The 23,777-nt window shown below is 72.3% G+C and carries 21 protein-coding genes; 12 read left to right on the top strand and 9 right to left on the bottom strand.

Annotation, left to right across the window (positions count from 1 at the left end; all coding sequences use genetic code 11):
• Positions 1-120: 120 nt before the first annotated feature.
• Complete coding sequence (locus tag H4W31_RS06780) at positions 121-750, top strand: UbiX family flavin prenyltransferase (protein ID WP_192765871.1); 630 nt, start codon at positions 121-123, stop codon at positions 748-750.
• Between the two features lie 102 nt (positions 751-852).
• On the opposite strand, the gene H4W31_RS06775 is transcribed toward H4W31_RS06780, so the two are convergent.
• Positions 853-1,134 (bottom strand): BldC family transcriptional regulator, encoded by a 282-nt coding sequence (locus tag H4W31_RS06775; RefSeq protein ID WP_192765870.1) that lies wholly within the window; start codon positions 1,132-1,134, stop codon positions 853-855.
• A 246-nt stretch (positions 1,135-1,380) separates the two neighbouring features.
• On the opposite strand from H4W31_RS06775, the gene H4W31_RS06770 reads away from it, so the two are divergent.
• Positions 1,381-1,851, top strand: coding sequence for an Lrp/AsnC family transcriptional regulator (locus H4W31_RS06770; RefSeq protein WP_192765869.1), 471 nt, complete (start codon positions 1,381-1,383; stop codon positions 1,849-1,851).
• 39 nt (positions 1,852-1,890) lie between these two features.
• Complete coding sequence (locus tag H4W31_RS06765; protein WP_192765868.1) at positions 1,891-2,982, top strand: L-cysteine desulfhydrase Cds1; 1,092 nt, start codon at positions 1,891-1,893, stop codon at positions 2,980-2,982.
• Between the two features lie 22 nt (positions 2,983-3,004).
• Here H4W31_RS06765 and H4W31_RS06760 read toward each other — a convergent pair whose 3' ends face one another.
• The 3 genes from H4W31_RS06760 to H4W31_RS06750 form a co-directional block, all read right to left on the bottom strand.
• Complete coding sequence (locus tag H4W31_RS06760; RefSeq protein WP_192765867.1) at positions 3,005-3,628, bottom strand: putative glycolipid-binding domain-containing protein; 624 nt, start codon at positions 3,626-3,628, stop codon at positions 3,005-3,007.
• Positions 3,629-3,941: 313 nt separating this feature from the next.
• Positions 3,942-5,579, bottom strand: coding sequence for a DEAD/DEAH box helicase (locus H4W31_RS06755; protein ID WP_192765866.1), 1,638 nt, complete (start codon positions 5,577-5,579; stop codon positions 3,942-3,944).
• A gap of 536 nt (positions 5,580-6,115) precedes the next feature.
• Positions 6,116-6,334: a hypothetical protein gene (locus H4W31_RS06750; RefSeq protein WP_192765865.1), complete on the bottom strand. Its 219-nt coding sequence runs from the start codon at positions 6,332-6,334 to the stop codon at positions 6,116-6,118.
• A gap of 1,576 nt (positions 6,335-7,910) precedes the next feature.
• Here H4W31_RS06750 and H4W31_RS06745 point away from each other — a divergent pair.
• The gene (locus H4W31_RS06745; RefSeq protein WP_192765864.1) at positions 7,911-8,090 is read left to right on the top strand and encodes a hypothetical protein; all 180 of its coding nucleotides are present in this window, start codon (positions 7,911-7,913) and stop codon (positions 8,088-8,090) included.
• An 870-nt stretch (positions 8,091-8,960) separates the two neighbouring features.
• Here H4W31_RS06745 and H4W31_RS06740 read toward each other — a convergent pair.
• On the bottom strand, positions 8,961-10,445 hold the full coding sequence (locus tag H4W31_RS06740) for a C40 family peptidase (protein WP_192765863.1): 1,485 nt from the start codon (positions 10,443-10,445) through the stop codon (positions 8,961-8,963).
• 272 nt (positions 10,446-10,717) lie between these two features.
• Here H4W31_RS06740 and mqnE point away from each other — a divergent pair, with 272 nt between their 5' ends.
• Positions 10,718-11,887 carry an aminofutalosine synthase MqnE gene (mqnE, locus tag H4W31_RS06735; protein ID WP_192765862.1) on the top strand — a complete coding sequence of 390 codons (1,170 nt, stop codon included), beginning with the start codon at positions 10,718-10,720 and terminating at the stop codon, positions 11,885-11,887.
• A 43-nt stretch (positions 11,888-11,930) separates the two neighbouring features.
• Here mqnE and H4W31_RS06730 read toward each other — a convergent pair whose 3' ends face one another.
• On the bottom strand, positions 11,931-13,109 hold the full coding sequence (locus H4W31_RS06730; protein WP_192765861.1) for an ATP-binding protein: 1,179 nt from the start codon (positions 13,107-13,109) through the stop codon (positions 11,931-11,933).
• A complete protein-coding gene (locus H4W31_RS06725) occupies positions 13,106-13,765 on the bottom strand; it encodes a response regulator transcription factor (RefSeq protein WP_192765860.1) in 660 nt (219 codons plus the stop codon). Before H4W31_RS06725 ends, H4W31_RS06730 begins: the two co-directional genes overlap by 4 nt.
• A gap of 316 nt (positions 13,766-14,081) precedes the next feature.
• On the opposite strand from H4W31_RS06725, the gene H4W31_RS06720 reads away from it, so the two are divergent.
• From H4W31_RS06720 to H4W31_RS06690, 7 genes are all read left to right on the top strand, one after another.
• Positions 14,082-14,516, top strand: coding sequence for a hypothetical protein (locus tag H4W31_RS06720; protein WP_192765859.1), 435 nt, complete (start codon positions 14,082-14,084; stop codon positions 14,514-14,516).
• Positions 14,513-15,883 (top strand): efflux RND transporter periplasmic adaptor subunit, encoded by a 1,371-nt coding sequence (locus tag H4W31_RS06715; RefSeq protein ID WP_192765858.1) that lies wholly within the window; start codon positions 14,513-14,515, stop codon positions 15,881-15,883. The genes H4W31_RS06720 and H4W31_RS06715 overlap by 4 nt, the downstream gene beginning before the upstream one ends.
• Positions 15,880-16,662, top strand: coding sequence for an ABC transporter ATP-binding protein (locus H4W31_RS06710; protein ID WP_318783058.1), 783 nt, complete (start codon positions 15,880-15,882; stop codon positions 16,660-16,662). Before H4W31_RS06715 ends, H4W31_RS06710 begins: the two co-directional genes overlap by 4 nt.
• The gene (locus H4W31_RS06705) at positions 16,659-17,855 is read left to right on the top strand and encodes an ABC transporter permease (protein WP_192765857.1); all 1,197 of its coding nucleotides are present in this window, start codon (positions 16,659-16,661) and stop codon (positions 17,853-17,855) included. The genes H4W31_RS06710 and H4W31_RS06705 overlap by 4 nt, the downstream gene beginning before the upstream one ends.
• Positions 17,856-18,007: 152 nt before the next feature.
• Positions 18,008-18,436: a hypothetical protein gene (locus H4W31_RS06700; RefSeq protein WP_192765856.1), complete on the top strand. Its 429-nt coding sequence runs from the start codon at positions 18,008-18,010 to the stop codon at positions 18,434-18,436.
• A gap of 14 nt (positions 18,437-18,450) precedes the next feature.
• Positions 18,451-18,744, top strand: coding sequence for a DUF4229 domain-containing protein (locus tag H4W31_RS06695; protein ID WP_192765855.1), 294 nt, complete (start codon positions 18,451-18,453; stop codon positions 18,742-18,744).
• Between the two features lie 15 nt (positions 18,745-18,759).
• Positions 18,760-19,362 (top strand): hypothetical protein, encoded by a 603-nt coding sequence (locus H4W31_RS06690; protein ID WP_192765854.1) that lies wholly within the window; start codon positions 18,760-18,762, stop codon positions 19,360-19,362.
• A gap of 15 nt (positions 19,363-19,377) precedes the next feature.
• On the opposite strand, the gene H4W31_RS06685 is transcribed toward H4W31_RS06690, so the two are convergent.
• Together H4W31_RS06685 and H4W31_RS06680 are read right to left on the bottom strand one after the other, a co-directional pair.
• A complete protein-coding gene (locus H4W31_RS06685; RefSeq protein WP_192765853.1) occupies positions 19,378-22,185 on the bottom strand; it encodes an ABC transporter permease in 2,808 nt (935 codons plus the stop codon).
• 157 nt (positions 22,186-22,342) lie between these two features.
• Positions 22,343-23,707, bottom strand: coding sequence for a C39 family peptidase (locus H4W31_RS06680; protein ID WP_192765852.1), 1,365 nt, complete (start codon positions 23,705-23,707; stop codon positions 22,343-22,345).
• Between the last annotated feature and the right edge of the window lie 70 nt (positions 23,708-23,777).

Raw genomic sequence — 23,777 nt, 5'->3', positions numbered from 1 at the left:
GTCCGGCCGTCACGCGGACCCCCGCCCGGGGGGGGCGGACCGACCCCCGACCGGGCGCGGCCCGACCCCCGACCGGGGGCGGCCGGAACCGGGGAGTGCGGTTGCGGCAGGCTTGTGGGCATGAGAAGGCCGTGGGTGGTCGGTGTCTCGGGCGCATCGGGTACGCCGTACCCGGCCGCCGTGCTCGGCGGGCTGCTGGACGCGGGGGCGCCGGTGGACCTCGTCGTGTCCCGGGCGGCCCGACTGACGATCCTCGACGAGACCGGTCGCCCGTTCCGGGACGCACACTGGCGGGAGGACCTGTCCGGGTGGCTGGAGCGGGACCTGGCCGACGCGGACGTGACGTACTGGCCGGCCGGGGATCTCGCGGCGGGACCGAGCAGCGGCTCGTACCCGGCCCGGGGCATGGTCGTCGTCCCGGCGAGCACGGCGGCCTGCGCCGGCATCGCGATCGGCCTCTCCAAGGACCTGCTGCAACGAGCGGCCGAGGTCAACCTGAAGGAACGGCGTCCGGTGGTGGTGGTGCCGAGGGAGACGCCGGTCACCCGAAGTCACCTGGAGCACCTGATCGCCCTGCACGACGCCGGAGCGGTGGTGCTGCCGGCGAGTCCCGGCTTCTACGGCGCCGGTGCCTCGGCCTCGGCCCGCCAGCTCGTCGATTTTGTCGCCGGCAAGGTGCTGGACGCGCTCGGCGTGCCGCACTCGCTGTTCCAGCGCTGGTCCGGCGAACTGGGCGCGGCCCGGGGTTGACCCCTGGTCACGCCCAGCGGCGTCCGGCTGGTCCGCATGATCGGATCTCGCCGAAACCGGCCGGCTTGTCGGGTAAGGACCCGCCGGCCGGGTTCGTCTGGATCAGTGCAGGCCGACGTTGCCGGCGCTGGCCGGGCCGGGACCACTCGGGGTGGCCGGGCCCGCGTTCCGCGGACGGTTTGCGATGCCCTCGTCGACCTCGTCGAGCATGCCCTCACCCTCCAGCAGCGCACGTACCTCCGACTCGCGGAAGCGGCGATGCCCGCCGGGTGTTCGGATGCTACCGATACGCCCGGCCGCGGCCCAGCGTGTGACGGTCTTTGGATCGACGCGGAAGAGTGCTGCCACCTCGCCCGGTGTCAGCAGACGATCTCCAGTGTCCACAGCCCCCTCCTCGCGTCGACGAAGCCCCCGGACTGGTAGGACCGCCCCCAGAACACATGCTTGCCAGAGCCTTCGTTTAAGGGACGTAGGGCAATTACAACACCGCCGGAGTGCCGTGTCCGGCAAACGCGAAAACGTACTGTGTGGGAGGTTAGACCGGACGATTTACGGCATTTAAGAACTTTGTCAGCAACAATGCCGGCTCCGCCGCCGACCCCTTCGAGGACTCGGACTAGGGTCCACTCCGTGGACGCGATCGACCTCAGCCTCGTTGAGCTGCTGCGCGGCAATGCTCGCCTTTCGTACGCTGAGCTGGCCCGGCAGGTCGGCCTCTCCGCGCCGGCAGTGCACGAGCGGGTGGGCAAACTCGAGGCGAGCGGCGCCATCCGAGGCTATCGGGCCGACGTGGAACCGGAGGCTATCGGGCTCGGCGTGACGGCGCTGATCGGCATCGTGCAGGACTCCGGCGGCGACACCGACGACCTGCTCGGGGCGATCCGGGAGATGCCGGAAATCGAGTCCTGCTACTTCATGGCCGGGGTGGAATCGTTCCTGCTCAAGGCCCGAGTAGGCACAATTGCCGAGTTGGAGCAACTGATCCTGCGATTGAACCGGACCGCCGGAGTGGCGTCGACGCGTACCGGAGTGGCATTGTCGACGAAATGGGAGAACCGTCCCCAGCCGCTCACCCCGCCCCGACCGGTAGCGGCGCCCTGACCGGGCACCTTTCCGAGCGAGCTTGCTACGTTCCTGGTCATGGAACATCTGGACCGGTTTGACGACAGCGATCGGGCGTGGGTGACCGCGGCCATCGCGACGGTGGAGGCCGACGCGAACCGGTCCGCCGACACGCACCTGCTCAGCTTCCCGTTGCCCCGGGAGTGGGGCGTCGACCTATACCTCAAGGACGAGTCGGTGCACCCGACCGGCTCGCTCAAGCACCGGCTGGCCCGGTCGCTGTTCCTCTACGGACTGTGCAACGGTTGGATCGGTCCGAACACCGCCATTGTGGAGGCGTCGTCGGGCTCCACGGCGGTCTCCGAGGCGTACTTCGCCCGGATGCTCGGGGTGCAGTTCATCGCCGTCATGCCGGCCGCCACCTCCCCGGAGAAGATCGCCCTGATCGAGTTCCAGGGCGGGAAGTGCCATCTGGTCGACGATCCGGCCACCGTCGTGGTCGAGGCGCGCTGGCTGGCCGAGGACCTGGGTGGCCACTTCATGGACCAGTTCACGTACGCCGAACGCGCGACCGACTGGCGGGGAAACAACAACATCGCCGAGTCGATCTACGCGCAGATGTCCCTGGAACGGCATCCGACTCCGGACTGGATCGTGGTCGGCGCGGGCACCGGCGGTACCAGCGCGACGATCGGCCGGTACGTCCGCTACCGGCGACTTCCGACCCGACTCTGCGTGGTCGATCCGGAGATTTCCGCGTTCTACCCGGCCTGGGCCTCGGCCGACTGGTCGACCACTGCCGACGGTGCGTCCAGGATCGAGGGGATCGGCCGGCAGACCGTCGAGGCGTCCTTCCAACCGAGCGTCGTCGACCGGATGATCCGGGTGCCGGACGCGGCCTCGCTGGCCGCCATGCGCGCCGGATCGGCGGTGCTCGGCCGGCGGGTGGGCGGGTCGACCGGTACCAACCTGTGGGGTGCGTTCGGCCTGATCGCCCAGATGCGGGCCGCCGGCCGGGCCGGGTCGGTGGTGACGCTGCTCTGTGACGGCGGCGAGCGCTACACCGACACGTACTACTCGGACGAATGGGTGGCCGATCGGGGCATGGATCTGGCGCCACACCTGTCCACGATCGACCGGTTCCTGATCTCCGGAGAGTGGACCGGCTGAGGCGGGCGCGACGCCGGGCCGGTCAGTCGCGCCGCTCGGCCAGCCCGGGATAGCGCAGGACGTAGCCGGCGGAGTCGAGCGTGATGTCGGCGGTGAAGCCCTCGCTGGCGAAGCGTACGCCGCCGCCGTCCAACACCGTGTAGACCTGCTCCGCGGGGATCACCTGGAGGCTGGGCACCAGCACCCAGACCGCGACGATCCGGTGCGTACTGCCGACAGCGGCGTCCCGGAGCCCCAGTCGGCGTACCGGAAGGGTGTTGAACAGCGGCGAGGCGCTCAGGTCGACGTCGATCGCCGTCGCGAGCCGCTCCGGTTCCTCGGTCCCGGGCAGGCCGGCGGCCGGATGTCCGGCCGCGACCAGCGCGGCGTCCAGGTCCCCCTGCTCGGCGGTGCTGGCCCGCCAGCGGCCGGCCGCCCGTTCGAGGCGCAGGGTACGCAGCCAGCCCGCACCCTCGCAGCTGACCTCCAGCCCCTCGGCCGCCCAGCGTTCGTCGGTGCGCAGCTCGTAACGGCAGGTGAAGGCCACCGGATCAACCGCCAGGGCGGTACCCCGAGCGGTGATCCCGCGTCGTTCGTCCACGAGGGCGTGATCCGCTCCCGCGACATCGGTCCGGTTCCAGAACAGTGACTTCGGCTTGGTCGGCATGACCGGGACGTTACCGCCGGACAGTGACATCCATGCCTACCGCGCCGAAACGGCCCGCCATGCTGACTGGGAAAACGGCCCGCCGTGTTGCCCGGGAGAACGGCCCGCCATGCTGTGGGAGAACGGCCCGCCATGCTGCCCGGGAGAACGGCCCGCCATGCTGCGTGGGAGAACGGCCCGCCATGCAGCGTGGCGAGGCAGTCCGGCGTGCTGCCCAGCGAAACGGCTCGCCGTGCTGCGCGGAGAAACGGACCGGGCCGCCGGCACGCGGGATGCGCGCCGTCGGCCCGGTCAGAGATCGGTCAGACTTCGGTCAGCGGGTCGGCGTCGGGCGTCGCCCGTCGAACCGGTGCCCCCGTCGGTCGTCCGTCGAACGCTCGCCGGTCCCCCGGTCGTCGCGCGGACGGTCCCAGCCGGCCCGGTCGGTGGAGGTCCGGCCCTCGTGCCGGAAACCTCCGTGCCGGCCGCCCGACCGCCACTCACCACCCCGTTCGGTCCGGCCGCCCTGTCCAGCGCCAGCGCCAGCGGCAGTGCCGTCGCCGGACGGTCGGTCGTCGTAACGCCGTTCGCCCTGCGGACGGTCGCCGAAGCGTCGCTCACCCTGGGGACGGTCGCCGTAACGTCGCTCGCCCTGCGGACGGTCGCCGAAGCGCCGCTCACCCTGCGGACGGTCGCCGTAACGCCGATCCCCGCGGGGCCGCTCCGCCCGCCCGCGCGGTGCCGCTTCCTCGACCACCGGCACACCGCTGGGCTGACGAGCCCCGGTCACCTCGGCCAACGCCGCGTCGCCGGAACGTACCCGGGTCTCGGCCGGCTCGACACCGGCCTTGAGCAGCACCGCGAGGGTGGACCGGCGCTGCTTGGGCAGGACCAGGGTGGCGACCGCACCGGACTCTCCGGCCCTGGCCGTACGACCGGCCCGGTGCAGGTAGTCCTTCGGATCCTTGGGCGGGTCGACGTGGACGACCAGCGAGACCCCGTCGACGTGGATGCCCCGGGCCGCCACGTCGGTGGCGACCAGGACGTTCGTCCGGCCCTCCTTGAACTCGGCCAGCGTGCGGGTACGTACCCGCTGGGTCTTGCCGCCGTGCAACGCGCCGGCCCGGACACCGACCGCCGCGAACTGCTCGACCAGCCGGTCGACGCCCATCTGGGTACGCGCGAACATCATGGTGCGGCCCTGTCGAGCCGCGATCGACGCCGCCACCGCGAACTTGTCGTGCGGGGGGATCAACAGGATGTGGTGGTCCATCGTGGACACAGCGGCGGTCGCCGGGTCCGTCGAGTGGGTGACCGGATCGGTCATGAACCGCCTGACGAGGGTGTCGACGTCGCCGTCCAGTGTGGCGGAGAAGAGCAGCCGCTGGGCGTTCGCCGGGGTCTTGGCGAGCAGTTCGGTGACGTCCGGCAGGAAGCCCATGTCGGCCATCTGATCGGCCTCGTCCAGGACGGTGACCTCGATGTCGTCGAGCTTGCAGACGCCCCGTTGGATCAGGTCGCCCAGCCGGCCCGGCGTGGCGACGATGATCTCCACACCGCGTCGCAGCGAGTCGATCTGGCGGTCGTAGGGCACCCCGCCGACGGCGGTCTTCAGGAACACGCCCACCGCCCGGCCGAGCGGCATGAGCGCGTCGTTGACCTGCATCGCCAGTTCGCGGGTCGGTACCAGGATCAGCGCCCGGGGGTGGTTCGGCCGGGCCCGGGGACCGGCCGCGACCCGGGTCAGCACGGGCAGTCCGAAGGCGAGTGTCTTGCCGGAGCCGGTCTGACCCCGGCCGAGTACGTCCCGACCGGCGAGCGCGTCCGGCACGGTGACGCGCTGGATCTCGAACGGGGTTTCGATGCCCTCGCGGCTCAGCGCCCGTACCAGTTGCCGGGGCACCCCCAGCGCGGCGAAATCGGTTGGTTCGTCAATTGCGGCCTGCTGGTGGGCGTCGATCGCCGGGTCCATTTCGTCGTCGTCGTTCGGAGTGCCGGAAACAGCCTCGGCGGTAGGAACAGCCTCGGCGGTAGGAACAGCCTCGGCAGCGGGAACAGCCTCAGCGGTAGGAACAGCCTCAGCAGCGGGAACAGCCTCGGTGGCGGAAACAGTTCCTCCACCGGACACAGCCTCGGCGGGGGAAACAGCCGGGGCCGCGGAAATCAGCTCGGCGTCGGAAACGGCCGGTGTGGCCGGAACGGCGGGAGCGGTTGACGCCGATTGGGCGTCGAATACGGACGGAAACGTGCTGGGGTCAGCAAAGGTCGTCAAGGATACCTCTCAAGCGGGGCGCATCATCGCGATGGCCCGCCGCGACGTGGTCGCCGCCGATTCGCCCGCAAGATCGCCCATAGGCGCGGTACACGCGCCAGGTCAACAACCACCCGAGTGTACGGGGGTATGCCGCCGCTGCCACCTCGGCGCGCTTGCCAGTGGGCAGGCTCACCAACGGAGATCGGCAGCGGCCGCTCCGTTCAGTCGGAAACCCTCGCCGCCCGGGTCGTTGATCAACTGCCCAACAGGCCGTCGAAGAGACTGCTGAACGCGTCCCCGACCAGCAGTACGACCAGCAGCCCGACCGCGACCAGGATGCTGAGCCCGATCAGCAGGACGATCACCACCCGGCCGGTGTTCGTCTTCTGCGACGGCGTGTCTGTCCAACCCTGGGCCAGGATGTGGCCGGTCAGCGAGCCACTGTTCTCCACCTGGTTCACGTTCGTGGGCATCGAAACGGTCAGATGCCCTTCCGGTCCGCCGTACACGGTGCCTTCCGGGCGCTGGTCGCGGGCCCAGTCCTGGTACCCCGGCGACTGCGGGGTGGTGGGGCTGGCGGGTGGAGCGGCCGGCGGGCGAGCGGGAGCCGGTGGTCGAGCGGGGGCCGGCGGGCGACCGGTGTTGGCGGCGACGGCCGGACCCGGGTCGGCGGTGGGCAGGGAGTAGCCCGGCGTACCGGAGTTGACGGGACGGTTCGAGGCCAGTGGGTTGGTCGGCGGGGGCCAGGCGGGCAGGGCGGGCGCCGGAACGACCAGTGGTGGCTCGGCGGCCGGCGGGGCGCTCGCGGGGGATCGGACATCCGTCGGTCGGCTGCCTGCGGGGGATCGGACATCCGTCGGTCGGCTGCCTGCGGGCGGTGGGAAATCGGCCGGTCGGCTGCCCATTGGAGGTGGGAGATCCGCCGGTCGGCCGCCTGAGGGGGGCCGGACACCCGGGGGCCGGCCGCTCGGGCCACCCGATCCGGGCGGGCTCAGGTAGGAGACCGCGCCCGGGCCCGCCGAGGTGGGCGGGTACGGCGTCGGCATCGGTCCGGGCGGTGTCGGACCCGGGACCGGCGGCATCGGACCAGGTCCCGGGGAGAACGGTCCCGGTCCGGGGCCCGGCGTCGGGGGTACGGGTACCGGGAACGGTGACGGCACCGGGCTCGGCCCCGGCGACGGCTCGGGAACCGGCGGTTTCGGCGGCTGTGCCGGTTCCGGCGGTTGTACCGGCTCGGGGGGACGGTTCGGCGCCGGCGGTTCGGCCGGATCCGGCTCGCTGGCCCGGTACACCTTCGCCCGCCCCGGCACCACCGCCGCGGCAGCGGCCTCGGTCGGCAGCACCCGGGGTAGTCCCGGCACCGAGGCGCTGGCCCGGGTCGTACCGGCACTGCTCCGGGGGGCACTGCGCTGTGGCGGCACGGTGTATCCCGGTGCGCCGCCGGACGGGGATTCGGCGCCGCGAGGTGACGGATCGGAGGTTGCCGGCGGAGTGGCGGTACCCGATCCCGGCGATCCGGCCAGGGCCGACGCGTCGGAGCGGCCGTACTGCCGTACCGGGTCGAACTGGGCGGGACCGGGCGATGCGGCGGCGGCCGGGTCGGCGGGCGGTGCCGCCGGGGACTTGACGGCGGCGGCAAACGCCGACCACGGCGACTCCGTCGCCGGTGGCGCCTGCGGACGGCGTCGTTGCAGCGGTGGCGCCGGAGTTGTCGGAGTTCTCAGAACCGGCATGGCGGCCGGGGTCGCGGCACCTGCCGGGGTTGCGGCACTCGTCGGAGCCGCGGGCGCCGGGGCGCCTGCGGCCGCCGGGCCAGCGGGCACCGCCGGGGCGCTCGCCGTCACTGGGGCGCTAGGGGCCACTGGGGCGTTCGCCACCACGGGGGTGCCAGGGGCGGCTGGGGTGCTGGGGGCGGCTGGGGTGCTAGGGGCGGCTGGGGTGCTAGGGGCGGCTGGGGTGCTGGCCACTGGGGCGCCGGCGGCCGCTGGGGCGGTGGAGGTGGCCGGGGGCGCGTCGGCAGTCGCCTTGGCCAGGTCACCGGCCCGGTAGGTGCGGCTGCCCGACGAGCTGGCGGGCATCGAGGCGATGTCGGCGGCGCTCGGCGTGGTGACCGCCACGGCTGCGGCGCGCCCTCTCGCCGCTGGCGTACCCGAGGAGGCCGGGGTTGCCACGACGACGTCGGCAGCGGCGTCGACGTCGGCAGCGGCGTCAGCTTTGGCAGCGGCGTGAGCTTCGACAGCCGGCGAGGCGTCGTCGGCAGCCGGATCGGCGTCGGCGTCGAGTGGCCGATCGCCGTCGGCGTCGGGCGCCGAGTCGGCCCGGAGCCCGGCGTCAGCCTCGGAAACCGGATCGGCTTCAGGAGCCGGATCGAGGTGGAAAGCCGGATCGAGGTCGGGACCGGGCGTGGCGGTGGCATCGGCCACCGGATCGGGGTCCGTCGTGCCGGTGGCGTCCGGAGCAGGAGAGGGATCGGGATCGGGCGTGGCGGTCGCGTCCGAAGCAGGATCGGGATCAGGATCAGCGGTGGTCGCTACGACGGGAACGGGCTCGGGCGTGCTATCGACTGAATCCGGCGCATCCCGAACCACCTCATCGGCCGAAGCCGCGTCCCGGACCGCTTCAGCCTCCGGCGGTACGCCATCTGTTACCGGTGCCGGTGTGTCGTCCGTTGCCGTTGCCGATGCCGCGTCCTCGTCGGCCGGAACCACGCCGACCGGGTCCCCGGCCGCCTCCGGGTCGGGCTGCTCGGTTGGAGTCTGTCCGGGCTGGTCGGGCCAGAGCGTTCCGTCCGGCGGTGGCGGAGGTAGTTCGTACGCCTCGGGCAGCTCGCCCTCGGTCGATGGCTCGGGCAGGGCGGTGCCGACCGGTGGCGGGGGCGGCAACGGAGACAGCTCGGGCTGCCCGTCCGGTACGGACGGTGTGGAGCCAGCCGGCTCGTCAGGACCTGGCGGCCCGTCCCCGTTGCCCGGCCTGACCTGCGATTCGTCCATTGTTGCCTCCCGCGCCCACGCCCGGACCGGTGGGCCGGGCCGGAAGTACGTCAACCCTCACCGTGCCATATCTCAGCACGAGCGCACAGCCGGCCGGCGGCCGGCACCGTCAGCCCCCGCTGGGGCTACCGTCCGCCGCCGGAGTCGACCGGGTGGCGCTCGGTCCGCCCGTCGACGTGTTCGTCGTCGGCGTCACCGGCTTGGTGGTCTCCGGCGGGGCCGGCGTCGTCGGTGGGGTCGGCGGGGTCGCGGGCGGCGTCGTCGGCGGGGTCACCGGCGGTGTGGCCGGCGGTGTGGTCGGCGGAATCGGCGGCTTGGTGGTCGGCGGCCTCGTGGTCGGCGGCGGCGTCGTCGGTGGCTTCGTGGTCGGCGGCGGGGTGGTCGGCGGCGGCGTGGTCGCGTTGGGCGCCGGCACCGCGGGGAAGACCCGGGTCGCCGCGTAGAACCGGGACCACCAGACGGTGGACACCTTGACCACCTCGCCGGTGGTGGGCGAGTGGACCATCTTGCCGCCGCCGATGTACATCCCGACGTGGTGGATGCTGGTCCAGCTGCTGCCCGAGGCGAAGAAGATGAGGTCGCCGGGGAGCAGAGCCTCCCGGGCGACGCTCTGGTTACGGGTGCCGTTGTACTGGTCCCGGGACACCCGGGGGATCCGCTTGTTCTGGGAGAGGTAGGCGGCCAGCATCAGGCCGGAGCAGTCGAACCGGTCCGGACCCTCGGCGCCCCACAGGTAGGGGTCGCCCCGCTGGGCGAGTGCGTAGCGCATCGCGCCCAGCGCCTTGGGGTGGGCCATCATCCCGGCGACGCTGTCCGCGCCGATCTGGTCGCCGAGGCGCTGCTCGGCCGCTTCCTGTGCGCGTTCGATCGCCGCGAGCTGATCGGCGTTGTTGCGCTTGAGCGCCACCAGGGTGGCGGACCGCTCCTTGTAGCGCTTCTCCGCCGCCGTGAACGTCTCGGCCGCCTGCTTGGACTTGACCGAGGCAGCCTGGTGCGCGGCCTCTGCCGCCTGCTGCGTCTGCTGAGCCCGGGCCACCTCGCTGGCGGCCAGGGTGCTGTCGCCGCTGTGCTCCTCGCCACGCTGGATCCGGCTGAGCAGGTCGAGGCCGTGCAGGTCGGTGCCGAAGGCGCCCGGTGGCAGGCCCGCCGCGTCCTTGAGCGCACCCGTCGCCGCGCTGTCCGCGGAGGTACGGGCCTTGGCCAGTTCGTCCCGGGCCTTGGTCCGGGCCCCGTCGGCGGTGGTGACCTCGGTGGCGGCCGTGTCCCGGGCCTGGCGTAGCTGTAGCAGTTGCTCGCCGAGCTGGGCGACCTCGACGTCCAGCGCGTAGATCTGACTGGCCAGCGGGCCGTTGACGGCCGGGATCTGCGAGGTCGGCGGTGTCGTGGTGCTGTTGGGCACCACCGGCACGCCGACCGGCAGGGGGCGTACGCCGGAGTCGGGGACGGTGTTCGGCAGCGGCGGTTCGGCGTAGACCGGACTGGCGATCGCCCCGGCGACGATCGCGCCGACCAGGGCGGACCAGAGCATCGGGCGTAGCACCGGGGAAACCGTGATGCCCGGTCGCGCCGGTCGTCCGCGCCTGCTGTTGGTCATGCCGCTCCCCATCCGGTGCACCACCGCAGCGTCGATGCCGCCGAGGTATCGCCTTGAGTGTGTATCGCGTCCCACTTTGTCTTACCTCAATGTGCTGGGGTTGTCGATCCGACGGCGGGTAACGAGACGCTGAGAACCCGGTGAACCCGCCGCGCCGGCCGGTGAACTACGTCGCTGTCACCCCACCGGTTCGGAGCGTCGTCGAAGGATCCACGTAGGCTCGTCGGAGATCGGGGTTGGTGGGGGACCGCTGCTGGAGGGACGTGGCTGGCATGGATGCCGGACGGAAGCGTGAGCTGGAAGAGAAGGTGTACGCCGGGGAACGGCTCAGTCGGGCCGACGGCGAGGCACTCTACGCCAGTGACGATCTTGTCTGGCTCGGGCGGCTGGCGCACCATCGGCGTACCGAGCTGAACGGCGACCGGGTGATGTTCAACGTCAACCGGCACCTCAACCTGACCAACGTCTGCTCGGCCAGTTGCGCGTACTGCTCCTTCCAGCGCAAACCGGGCGAGGCCGACGCGTACACGATGCGGGTCGAGGAGGCCGTGCGTAAGGCGAAGGAGATGGAGGGCCAGCAACTCACCGAGTTGCACATCGTCAACGGCCTGCACCCCACCCTGCCCTGGCGCTACTACCCCAAGGTGCTGCGCGAGCTGAAGGCGGCGCTGCCGGACGTCAAGCTGAAGGCGTTCACCGCCACCGAGGTGCAGTGGTTCGAGAAGATCAGCGGCCTGCCCGCCGACGAGATCCTCGACGAGCTCATCGACGCCGGCCTGGAGTCGCTGACCGGTGGCGGGGCGGAGATCTTCGACTGGGAGGTCCGGCAGCACATCGTCGACCACGAGTGCCACTGGGAGGACTGGTCCCGGATCCACCGGTTGGCGCACGCCAAGGGCCTGCGTACCCCGTCGACCATGCTCTACGGCCACATCGAGGAGCACCGGCACCGGGTCGACCACGTACTGCGGCTGCGGGAGTTGCAGGACGAGACGGGCGGCTTCACCGTCTTCATCCCGCTGCGCTACCAGCACGACTTCGTGGACTCGGCGGACGGCAAGATCCGTAACCGGCTCCAGGAGCGGACGACGATGGCGTCCCCGGCCGAGTCGTTGAAGACCTTCGCCGTGTCCCGGCTGCTGCTCGACAACGTGCCGCACGTCAAGTGCTTCTGGGTCATGCACGGGCTGTCGGTGGCCCAGCTCTCGCTCAACTTCGGCGCGGACGACCTGGACGGTTCGGTGGTCGAATACAAGATCACCCACGATGCCGACTCGTACGGCACGCCGAGCACGATGCACCGGGAAGACCTGCTCGAACTGATCTGGGACGCCGGGTTCACCCCGGTCGAACGGGACACCCGCTACAACGTCGTACGCGAGTACGACGCACCGCCGACGTTGGCGCAGCGGCGGTCCGAGCCCCAGCAGGTCTGGGCCTGATCCGTTCGACCCGGCGGTCCGGCGCGGAGCCGGGGCGCCGCCGCTAGGACGTGCTGTCGGCCGGACCGGTGACCAGGGCGCGTACGCCGCCACCGGGTCGGGGAGTCAGGGTGAACCGGCCGCCGTGCGCGCGGCTGACGGCGTCCACTATGGCCAGTCCCAGGCCGGCGCCGCCGCTGCCGTACACCCGGTCCTGCCGGCCCCGGCGGAACGGTTCCACGAGTTCACGCAGCCGCTCGGCGCTGACCTGGTCGCCGGTGTTCTCCACCACGATCGTCGACCCGTCGGTACGGATCCAGACGACGCCGTCGGGATGGTTGTGCCGGACGGCGTTCCGGACGAGGTTGTCGACCAACAGCTCCAGCAGGGTCGGATCGCCCGAGACGGTGGCGGCGCCCAGCTCCACCCGTACGCTGATGGACCGCTCGGTGAGCTCGGCCGCGCGCCGGTCGAGCGCGTCCCGGGCGAGCAGATCCAACCGGACCGGTTGCCGGGTGCTGGTGCCATGCTCGCTCTGGGCCAGCGCGAGCAGGCCCTCCACGATCCGGTCCTGCCGGCTCAGCACCTGCTTCAGTTGCCCGGCGAGCAGCGCGAGATCGGGGCTGGCGCCGGGAGTCGCGGCCGCCACCTCGACCAGGGTCCGCGAGGTGGTCATCGGCCCGCGCAGTTCGTGCGACGCGTTGGCGGCGAACCGGCGCTGTGCCTCGAACGCCGTCTCCAGCCGGTCCAGCATGCTGTTGAAGGTCTCGGCGAGTTCGCGCATCTCGTCGCGTGGCCCGGCGACCGGGATCCGCTGGTCGAGGTTGCGTTGGGAGAGCCGCCGCGCGGTGCCGGAAACCAGGTGTACGGGGCGGAGCACCCGTCCGGCCATCAACCAGCCGAGACCGGCGGAGGCAAGCGTCATCGCGCCGATCGCGATGACGGAACTGCCCACGATCCGATCCCGAAGTTCCCGCCGGGCCGCCTCCTTGAGCCGGATCTGCTCCTGCGCCCGGCCGAGGTCGGCGACGCTCACCGACGGTTTGCCGGACGGCGGGGTCGTCGCCTTGCGCAGCTCGGTCACCTTCGTCGGCGTGCCGCCAGGCTCCACGGGGGCGAAGGTGAGAGTCATGATCACGGTCGCCAGCGCCGCTCCGGAGAGCGCGAACAGTCCGGCGTAGAGCAGGGTGAGCCGGGCCCGGGCGGTGAGGCGCAGCCGGCGCGGGGGGTCGTGGGCGGTCACGGGATCCGGTACCCCGCGCCGACCACGGTCTCGATGACCACCGGTGGACCGAGCTTCTTGCGCAGCGTGCCGACGGTGGTCCGCATGGTGTTGGTGAACGGGTCCGCGTTCTCGTCCCAGGCGCGTTCCAGCAGCTCCTCGGCGCTGACCACCGCCCCGTCGGCGGCGAGCAGGACGTACAGCACCGCGAACTCCTTCGGGGCGAGCCGGACGTACCGGTGGTCGCGGGTGACCACCCGCTGCGCGGGGTCGAGCCGGAGCCCGGCCCGTTCGATCACCGGCGGCCGGGCCGGAGTGACCCGGCGGAGCAGCGCGTGCACCCGCGCGACCAGTTCGTCGAAGGCGAACGGCTTCGACAGGTAGTCGTCGGCGCCCAGGTTCAGCCCGTCGACCCGGTCCCGAACGGTCGACGCGGCGGTGAGCATCAGGATCCGGCCGTGGTGCCCGCCGTCATGCACCAGCCGCCGGCACACCTCGTCACCGAGTATCTCGGGCAGGTCCCGGTCGAGTACGACGACGTCGTACCGGGTCGTGCCGGTGCGCTCCAACGCCTGCGCACCGTCCAGCGCCACGTCGACGCTCATCGCATGCTGGCGCAGCCCCCGGGCGATGGCATCGGCCAGCAGTTCGTCGTCCTCGACAACCAGCACACGCATCAATCGAGTAAACGCCGTCCGGGTTAAAGGTGACCTCAAGACTTCTGTGCATCTCCTGTTGACGCCCTGAACCCGATGCTGGCCCCGCACCCCACTCCACTCCACCCGGCCAGCCAAAGGAGCACCCACAATGCGTACAACTGCAAGGAAGGGCCCCTTCTTATCGTTTTCTGGAGAAGAAGGGCCCCTTCCTAACACCCTTCGCGCCGTCGCGGTGTCGGCGGGGTTGGCGGGGTGGTTGGTGTTGGCCGGTTGCGGTGGGCCCGGATCCGGCGGTTCGGTGGGCGGCGGGGCGGCTGCCAGCGCGGCCGGTCCGGTGGGCGAGCTGAGGGCGGCGGCGCTCGGCTTCAGTTCGTGCATGCGCGAGCGCGGGTACGACGTACCCGATCCGACCTTCGACGAGCGCGGCATGCCGGGCTTCGCCGAGCCGGGGCTGCGCGGCGACCAGCGGTACGAGGCGGCGCGTGCCGAGTGCCGGGTGGCGCTGGACGAGGCGGCGGTGGCGGCCGGCGCGCCGACGAAGGAGGAGATGACCGAGCGGTTGCTCGCCTTCGCCGGGTGTATGCGGGATCGCGGCGTCGAGATGCCCGACCCGGCCCCGGACGGCGGACTTCGGCTCGACGGCGCGCTGCTCTCCGCCCCGACCTGGAAGCCGGCCGCCCAGGCGTGCAAGGAGCACCTGCCGGCCAAGTACGCGAACCTGGCCGACGGGCTGCCAGCCGGGCCGAAGCGAACCGGGCAGCCGAAGTGACCGACCCGGCGACCGCCGCACCGGCTCCGACGCCCGCACCGCCCCCGACGGCCGCGATGCCCCCGACGGCCGCACCGCCCCCGGCGGCTGCGACGGCCCCGACGGCCCCGACGCCGACGACCGCCGCACCGCCCCCGACGGCCGCGATGCCCCCGACGGCCGCGACGCCGACGATCGCCGCAACGTCGACGACCGCCGCGACGCCGACGGCCTCGCCCGGACCACGGGGGCCGAGGCGCGCCGGACGGCGGTGGCCGGGGCGGCTCGGTGCGGTGGTCGGCGTACTGGTGGTTGGCGCGGCCGGGCTGGGCGGGTACTCCCGTCTCGACCGGGAACCCGCCGAGTCCCGGCCGGTCGCGGCGGCCCTGCCGACCAGACCGGTCACCCGCTCCGACCTGGTCAACTCGGTGCAGGTGAGCGGGCGGCTCGGCTTCGCCGGGGCGTACCGGCTGGTCGGGCAGCGGTCCGGCACGGTGACCTGGGTGCCCCGGCCCGGTGCCGTGGTCGGACGGGGCGAGCGCATCCTCGGGGTGGACCTGCGACCGATTCCGCTGCTGTTCGGGTCGGTGCCGTTCTACCGGCCGCTCGCACCCGGCAGCGAGGGCGCCGACGTCCGGCAGCTGGAACGCAATCTGGTCGAACTCGACCACGCCGATCCGGACGACCTCACCGTCGACGACTCGTACACGGCGGCCACCGCGCGGGCGGTACGGCGCTGGCAGGACGCACTCGGGGTCGACGAGACGGGCCGGGTCGCGGCCGGCGACGCACTGGTCGCGCCGGGGTCGGTCCGGGTCGGCACGGTGGACCCGCTGATCGGCCAGCCGACCGGACCGGGAGCACCGGTGCTGACCGGTACCGGCACCGGGCACAGTGTCCAGGTCGACCTGCAACTGTCGTACCGGGCACTGGTCCGGGTCGGGCAGCTCGTCCGGGTCCAACTTCCGAACGGCCGTACGGTCGACGGGAGGGTCTCCACGCTGGGCAGTACCGCCGAGGTCGACTCGGGCCAGGCTCCGAACACCGGTACGGCGGCACAGGCCGGCGGACAGCCGACCGGTTGTCAGGGCACGTCCTGCCCGGCCACGGCTCCGGTGGAGATCGGCATCGATGGCCCGGAGGACCGGCTCGGCGGGGTGTTCGAGGGGCAGGTCACGGTCACCTTCCCGGCGGAGACCCGACGCGGGGTGCTGAGCGTCCCGATCGAGGCCCTGACCGTGGGACCGGACGGGGCGTTCGCGGTCGTCGTCGTGGACCCGGCCGGCCGGCGGATCGTTCCGGTACGGCCCGGGATGTTCACCGCCGGCCGGGTCGAGGTCTCCGCCGAGGGGCTGGTCGAGGGCAGCCGGGTGGAGGTGCCGGCGTGACCGGGGCAGTCGTCGGAGGCCTGACGGAGGCCGTACCCGTCCTCGAACTTCGCGCCGTCTCCCGGCGGTACGGCAACCTGTCGGTCCTGCACGACGTCGACCTGCGCGTCGACCGGGGCGAACTGGTGGCGGTGGTCGGCCCCTCCGGCTCCGGCAAGACGACGCTGCTGCAACTGATGGGCACCCTGGACCGACCGAGCGCCGGCACCGTGCACGTCGACGGCAGGGACACCAGTCGGATGCGCGACGCGGAGCTGGCCGCGCTGCGCGCGTACCGGATCGGGTTCGTCTTCCAGCAGTTCTTCCTGAGCCCGACGCTCCGCGCCGTCGACAACGTGGCCACCGGCCTGCTCTACACCGGGCTGCCGGCGGCCCGGCGCCGCGAGCGGGCGGTGGTGGCGCTGGACCGGGTCGGCCTGTCCCACCGGCTGTGGCATCGTCCCGGCGAGCTCTCCGGCGGCGAGTGCCAGCGGGTGGCAATCGCCCGGGCGCTGGTCGGGGAGCCGGCGGTGGTGCTCGCCGACGAGCCGACCGGCAACCTGGACTCGGGTTCCGGCGCGGCGGTGCTGAGCCTGCTGCGCGAGTTGCACGCCGACGGCAGCACCATCGTGGTGATCACCCATGACACGTCGTTGGCGGCGTCGCTGCCCCGCCGGATCGGCATCCGGGACGGCCGGATCGAGTCTGACGGCCGAATCGAGTCTGGCGGGCGGATCGAGTCTGACGGCCGGATCGAGTGTGGCGGGCGGATTCGGGTCGATGAGGAGGGCGGGCGATGAGGGGACTGCCCCGGTCCCGGCTGCGGCTGGCCGACGTACTGCCGCTCGGGTTGCTCGGTGTCCGGGGACGTCCGCTGCGGGCCGCGCTCTCCGGTCTCGGCATCGCGATCGGGATTGCCTGCGTCGTCGCGGTGCTCGGGGTGTCCGCGTCGAGCCAGGCCGGGCTGCTGGCCCAGATCGACGCGCTCGGCACCAATCTGCTGACCGTGCAGCCGGGCAGGTCTTTGACCGGCGAGGACGCGTACCTGCCCGCCGAGGCGCCAGCGATGATCGCGCGGCTGCCCGGCGTCCGGGAGACCGCACACGTGGGCAGGGTCGACGGCGGGGTGTACCGGCACGACCGGGTCCCGGTCGGCAACACCGGCGGGATCGGGATCCTGGCCACCAGTCTCAGCCTGCCGGCGACCCTGGATGTTCCGGTGGTCTCCGGCAGTTGGCTCAACGCGGCGACCTCGCGGTACCCGGCGGTGGTCCTCGGTGCCGCCGCCGCGCGCCGGCTCGGTGTCGTCGAGGTACGCGGCAGCCCGCAACTCTTCCTCGCCGGGCAGTGGTTCACCGTGGTCGGGGTGCTCGGGCCGGTGGTGCTCGATCCGGGTGTCGACTCGGCGGTGCTGGTCGGCATTCCGGTGGCGATGGAGCGGCTGGCCTTCGACGGCTTCCCGACCAAGATCTACGAGCGCTCCACCGAGGCTGCCGTCGCGACGGTCCGGGACCGGTTGCCGATGGTCGCGAATCCCCGCAGTCCCAGCGAGGTCGAGGTCAGCCGGCCATCCGACGCGCTGGTCGCCCGGGCTGCCGCCGAGGCGGTGTACACCGGGCTGTTTCTCGGGCTCGGCGCGGTCGCGCTGCTGGTCGGCTGCCTCGGGATCGCCAACGTCATGGTGATCGGGGTACTGGAGCGGCGGGGCGAGATCGGGCTCCGGCGGGCGCTCGGCGCGACCCGGGCACACGTCCGGTGGCAGTTCTTCACCGAGTCGATCCTGCTCTCGGTCGCCGGTGGGGTGGCGGGTGCGGCAGCCGGCGCGGTGATCACGATCGGGTACGCGGCCAGCCGGGACTGGTCACCGGTGGTGCCGGCGGTGGCGCTCGGCGGTGGACTGGTCGCCAGCCTGGTCGCCGGGACCGTCGCCGGGCTCTATCCGGCGGCTCGGGCCGCCCGGATGGCACCGACCGAGGCACTCCGTGCGCTGTAGGCCGACCTGTCGGCATGGTCGGCCCGGGAAGACCGGCCAGGCCGCCGCGGCGTGCCGATATCCGGACACCGCGCCTTCCGACGGCCTCGCCGGTCGCGTCCGGTGGCCCGGAGCGGGCCGATCGGCACCGGCTCACGTACGCTCGACGCGTCATGAGCGAGCGAAGCGAGCGCGCGCCCTTTCCCCGGCGCGACGACGATGGGCGGATCGTGGTCCTGGCCGATCTGCTCGGGGTGACCCTGGCCGGGGTGGTCGTCGGGCTGCTGGCGCTGCTGCTCTTCGACTGGATCTTCGCGCTGCTCGGGATCGGTGAGTTCGGTCGGGCGAACGGCTGGCTGGCGGTGATCCTGCCGGCGTGGGTCTTCGTCGAGGAGTTCCGGGCCTGGAACTTCGGCCCGGCCCGGGTCGCCGGCGCACTGGTGGCCGCCGCCGTCGCGATCGCCGCCGGGCTGCTGGCCGCCGGGCTGGCCACCGAAGCCCCGCCGCTGGTCTCGGGCGGGCTGGGCGCCGCCATCTTCGCCGTGGCGTACGCGTTGGTCTGGTTTGTCGGCGTCCGCTGGCTCGCCGGCCGGACGAGCTGATCGGAGATGGAGACATGAGTCCCGCGGTGAAGTACACGCTGGGCCGGATCGGCCTGTTCGTGGTGGTGGCCCTGGCGCTCTGGCCGGTCGAGGCGAACCTCTTCCTCAAGCTCATGCTGGCCGTGGCGTTCTCCGCCGCGCTCGCGTTCTTCCTGCTCCGGGGGTGGCGGGACGAGATGGCCCAGCAGTTGGCCGGGGCGACGGAGAAGCGCCGGGCCGAGAAGGAGCGACTGCGTGCCGCGCTGGCCGGGGACGACCGGTCGGCGCCGGCGGACGAATCGGGCGACAAGCCTGACGCCGTACGTTGATGGCATCCTTGCCCCGTGGCGAAGGACTTCACGGCGGCGATGGAGCCGGTGTTCCGCCCGGTGCTGGCGCCGGGGGAACGCCTGTTGATCGTGGTGTCGTTGACCAGGGACATGGGTACGACCGAGGACGTCTCCGTTCCGGACGAGCTGAAGAACCTGCTCGATCCGACCATCCTGGTCGGCGGTAGTCATCCGGGTAATCTGCTCCAGCGGCTGACCTTCGGGCGGGCGTTGCTCGGCGGGCGGGACAGTTCCGCCGGCCGGCTGTACGCCGCCATCGACGGCGTGACCGCGCCCACCCTGGTACTGACCGATCGGCGGTTGGTGATCGCCGACCTGGAACTGGTCCACCTGACCACCGGCAACTGGCTGCGGCGCTGGCTCGGGCCGACGAAGCAGGTTGCCAGGGTGGTGCACCAGGTGCCGAGGGAGAGCGTGGCCGGGGCGGTGCTGGCGCCGGCCGGTCTGCTGCGCCGGGGCCGCTTCCTGGTCGTCTTTCCGGACGCGTCGGCGTGCAGTGTGGTCTCTCCGCTGCCGGAGCCCGGTCGACGGGCCGCCGCCCTGATCGGGCCGGTCCGGCCGTCCGACCCGACCGCCCCGTCCGGCGGTACGGCGTAGCGCCCGCCGCCCGGGTCACTCCTGGGCGAGTAGGCGTGCGGTCGGCAGCCGGCGCAGCAGGGTGGCCGGAACGAGGGCGGCGAGGGTGGCGATCAGCGCTCCACCGAGCGCGGTCGCGGCGGCCACCACCACCAGGGGACCGGGGAGGCCGCCGACCAGCACGGCCGCGCCGGCCAACCCGACGGCGGCACCGGTGACCGCCCCGAGCACGCCCAGCGCGACACCTTCGTAGGCGACCAGGCGGGTCAGCGCCGCGTCGGTCCAGCCGACGGCGCGCAGGGTGGCGAACTCGGCGGCCCGGTCCCGGATGTTCAGGTAGAGCACGTCGGCCACGGCGGCGGCCCCGAGCAGCACGGTGGCGATCGCGGCCACGGTGTCCGCGCCGCGCACGCTCAACGAGACCACGTCGCCGAGCAGGCTGCCGATGATGGCGCCCCGGAAGGCGTACGCGGCGGCGGCGACCAGGGTCAGCGCGCCGACCCCGAGCGCCAGCGCGACGGTGCCGAGCAGGGTGCGTCCGGGCGTCCGGGTCAGGTTGACCAGGGCCAGCCCGAACAGCGTCCGGGGCCGGCGGATCCGCGCGGTCGCGGTGACGGCGGGGCGTAGTGCGGCGGCCGGATGGGCCCGGCTGGCCACCAGCGCCGGAACCACGCCCGCGACCAGGGCGAGCAGCAGTGCCACCGGTACGGCGAGCGCGGCCTGCCGCCAGCCGATCCCGATGTCGAGCGCGGCGGACAGCGGTGGCGCGAGCCCGACGGAGAGTGTCCCGGCGACCAGCCCGAGCAGGGCGACCTCGCCGAGGATCAGTGCGCCGATCCGCCGGGCCGGCCAGCCGAGACAGGCGAGTACGGCCAGTTCCGACCTGCGGTGCCGGACGGCGGCCGAGACGGCGTTGGTGAGGAAGAGGGCACAGACCACCAGGACGAGGAGGAAGAGCAGGACACTCTTGCGGTCGACCGAGGAGATGATCACGGAGGCGACGCCGAGCGCCGACCAGTTCTCGGTCAGCCGTAGCGCGGGTCGGCCGAACGAGCCGGCGGGAAGTTCGACCGTCTGCGGTGCCGGGGACGAGCCGAGCGTGATGTCGACGTCCAGCCCGGTGGCCTCGGCGATCCGCTCCGCGACCAGCCGGACGCGCTCGGCGGAACGTTCGGTGTAGCCGTCCACATCGGTGACCCGTACCCGGATGGCGCTGATCGGTGCGCCGAGCTGGGTACCTCGGCTTCCTGCCAGGAGCTTCGGCACCAGGGCGAGGTTGGTGAGCAGCAGTGGGGGCGCGGAGAGGTAGCCGCCCGGACTGCCGTTGGGCAGCAGCGGCTGGTTTCCCAGCGCCTGTCGGCTGCCCGGGTCGGCACCTTCGGCGGCCGGCGGCTCGTACGTCTCCAGCGGCACCCGGGAGACGTCGCTGAACCCGGCGAGTCGTTCCGGATCGAAGACGCCGACCGCCCGCCAGACCCGGTACGGCCCGGTGGCGACCGGCAGGCTGGTCAGTGGACGGTAGGCGGTGTCCTCGGCGAGCCAGGGCTGGGGCAGCGGGTTGAACGTCTTCTCGCCGTTGTACGCGTCCGGGTCGGCCGGAAAGGTGTGCGCCCGCAGACTGCCGTCGGGGAGTACGTCGTACTCGGCCTGTCCGGGCTGGACGATGTGCTGGAGCTGGCCGTAGCAGCATTCCTCGTCCAGTCCACCGCTCAGTCGTGCCTGGTGGGCGGAGCGGAGTTCCTGCTTCCCGGTGCCGGCGGGGACGCCGTTGGCCCGGTCCAGCGCCTGGCCCAGTTCGGTGGCGGGTACCCCGGCGACCCTGGCCGGGGTGAGCCGGGTGTAGCTGGCCCGGACGGTGCCGTCGACGTACGGGCGGTTGGTGGCGAGCACCGGGAAGCTCTGGTTGACCGAGCCGCCGTTGTTGACCTCGGTGACGGTGTCGTCGGCGTCGAGCGGCTGCCCGTCGACGAGCGCGTTCCCGAGGCCGACGAGGCGTTCCTCGGCGACCGGGTCCACGGCGGCGAGCAGTGCCGGCACGGTCAACCGCATCGACAGCACCAGTCGGTCCCGGGCCACCGGGGGTGGGGTTTGCGCGAACGCGTAGCCGGCCCAGGATTCGAAGCGACCGTCGGGCAGCAGCCGGACCGCCTCCACGGACCAGGTTTCGCGTTCGGACATGGTGCCCGGGCCGGAGCCGAGCTGCCAGCTCGGATCGCAGACCGGTTCGCTCCGGCCGCCGGCGGTCACCTCCCGGGGCACGGGTCCGCACCGGCCGGAGTCGTACGAGCGGCCGTCGGAGTAGCGCAGTGATTCGGCGTCGAGGTCGTCGGCGGGTACCGGGTAGATCAGGGGGTGTCGGGTGACGTAGACGTACCTCGGCCGGGCCGGCGCGGTAGAGAGCCCACGGTCGGCGACGAAGGTCGGCTCGACGCGGATGACCTGCCGATCCAGCGCGGGGTCGACCGTGTCGGTCAGGTCCAGCGGGGTGGGCGCGGCCGTCGTGGAGTAGCCCAGCATCGCTATCGGGGCCGCGACGTCCACTCCGGAGATCGCCTTGACCTGGTCGTACTGGCGGGTGGTGATGCCGCCGAAGAGTCCGGAGAGATAGTTGGGCCGGACCAGGCCCCGCACGGACTCTTCGGGGCTGCGACTGCCGCCGGCGCGGACCAGGATGTCGTACGCGGCGGCGGTGTTCCGTTCGACGGTGCCGGTCACCTGGAGTCGGGACGCGGTGGTGGTGCCGGTGAGCACGGTGAAGCCGGTGGTCGCCACGAGGATGCCGGTGAGCAGCGCCACCGACCGTCCCGCGTGCCCGCGTAGCTGTCGCCAGACGAACCTGAGCATGATGCGCCTCCCCGTGTCTGATCACACACTGGGCCATACATTGTGACAATGCAAGACCCGTCGGGGCGGGCAGCGGGCGCACGAGATCGGCCCCGTACCCGGGCGACGTTGACCGGGTACGGGGCCGATGTTCCTCCCCAGGGCAGTTCTCAGGTGGCTACCAGTTGGTCGAGCCGGGCAGCTTCGGCCAGGGCTTCCACCACGGCTTGATCAGGTACGCGATCCCACCCGATCCACTGGAGACCCCACCGCTGGCATTGGTCCGCTTGGTACGCAGCCAGATCTGCTCGAACTGCTCGCGCTGGTAGACGTTGCGGACCACGTCGTTGCTGGACGACGCCGGGTCGTTGATGATCACATCACCGTCGGCGGTGAAGCCGACCACCACGAAGAGGTGTCCCGCGGTGCCGTAGTTGGCGCCGTCGAGCTCCTCGGCCAGGAAGGACTGACTGGTGATCACCGGGATGCCGGCCCTGATGAAGTGCTCCACCTCGTCGAGCGAGTGCAGCCGGGTCACCTTCGCGTCCAGCCCCGGGAACGAGGCCGCGTACGCGGTGTTGAACGGCCAGTTGCCCGCACCCTCGTACGCGTAGTCGTAGACCATCCGGGCGGCGTGGTTGACCGTGTGGTCCGGATAGTCGGGGTTCACCCAGGAGGTGTCCTCGGCGGACGGCTTCTGTCCCCAGTACTCGACCACCATCTCGGTGGAGGTCGGCGAGCACCAGGCCTGGCCGCCGCCGTCGTACTCGGGGTAGTGGCCGGAGTGGACGTTCTGCGAGTAGGTCGGCACCCGCAGCTCCCGGCCCCAGGCGATCCGGCCGGCGCTGGCCGGCACGGTGAACCGGTCCGGCACCATCGAACTCATCGCGCCGAGCATCCAGACCCGGGGGGCGCGCCAGGTGTCCGGGGCGCGGTAGAGGGTCAACCGCAGCTGGTACGCCCGCAGCATCACCCCGTTCGCCACGTCGTCGATGGAGAAGGTGTCGGTCCAGATCGACGACCAGGGGTCGCCCTGCCGGTTGACGGTGGTCCGCCGGATGTCCTGGTCGCCGGAGGCCCAGCGGCCCATGACGTACCACGGGGTCTGGTCGCCGGTGTTGTAGGTGCCCTGTAGTTCGATCTGGATCCAGGTGCCGGCGGGGGTGTCGGCGTTCCACGAGGCGACCAGTTCGCTGGCGTCGAAGCCGACCGAGGTGACCGGCGACGTCCAGGTGCTGTACGCCCAGGTCTTCGTGGTGCCGGTGTGCGGGTCGGCGTACTCGGTGGTGCCGGCCGGCCGCAGCATGGTGATCCCGGTACGGACGCCGGGGATCGCGACCGTGCCCTGGTGGCTGCCGCCACGCCAGTCGGCGTAGCTGGACCAGTCCTGGTAGGTGATCTGCTCGTCGTGACTGATCGGCCGCTTGCCGGTCTGGGTCACGGTGCTGGCTCCGGCCGGGACGGCGGTGCCGAGCAGGGCGAGGGTGGTGATGCCGGCGGTGACGAACGCCCGCCGGCTGGTCGGAAACGGGGGTCTGGCCATCGAAGCTCCGCGGGGACGAAGGTCGGGGTCCTGTCCTGTCGTCACTATTCCGCTCGGCAGGAACTTTCGC

The organism is Plantactinospora soyae (genome assembly GCF_014874095.1).
In the GTDB taxonomy this organism is placed as follows: domain Bacteria; phylum Actinomycetota; class Actinomycetes; order Mycobacteriales; family Micromonosporaceae; genus Plantactinospora; species Plantactinospora soyae.
The sequence above is the reverse complement of the archived record's forward strand: the minus strand, read 5'-3'. Positions and strand labels throughout refer to the sequence as shown.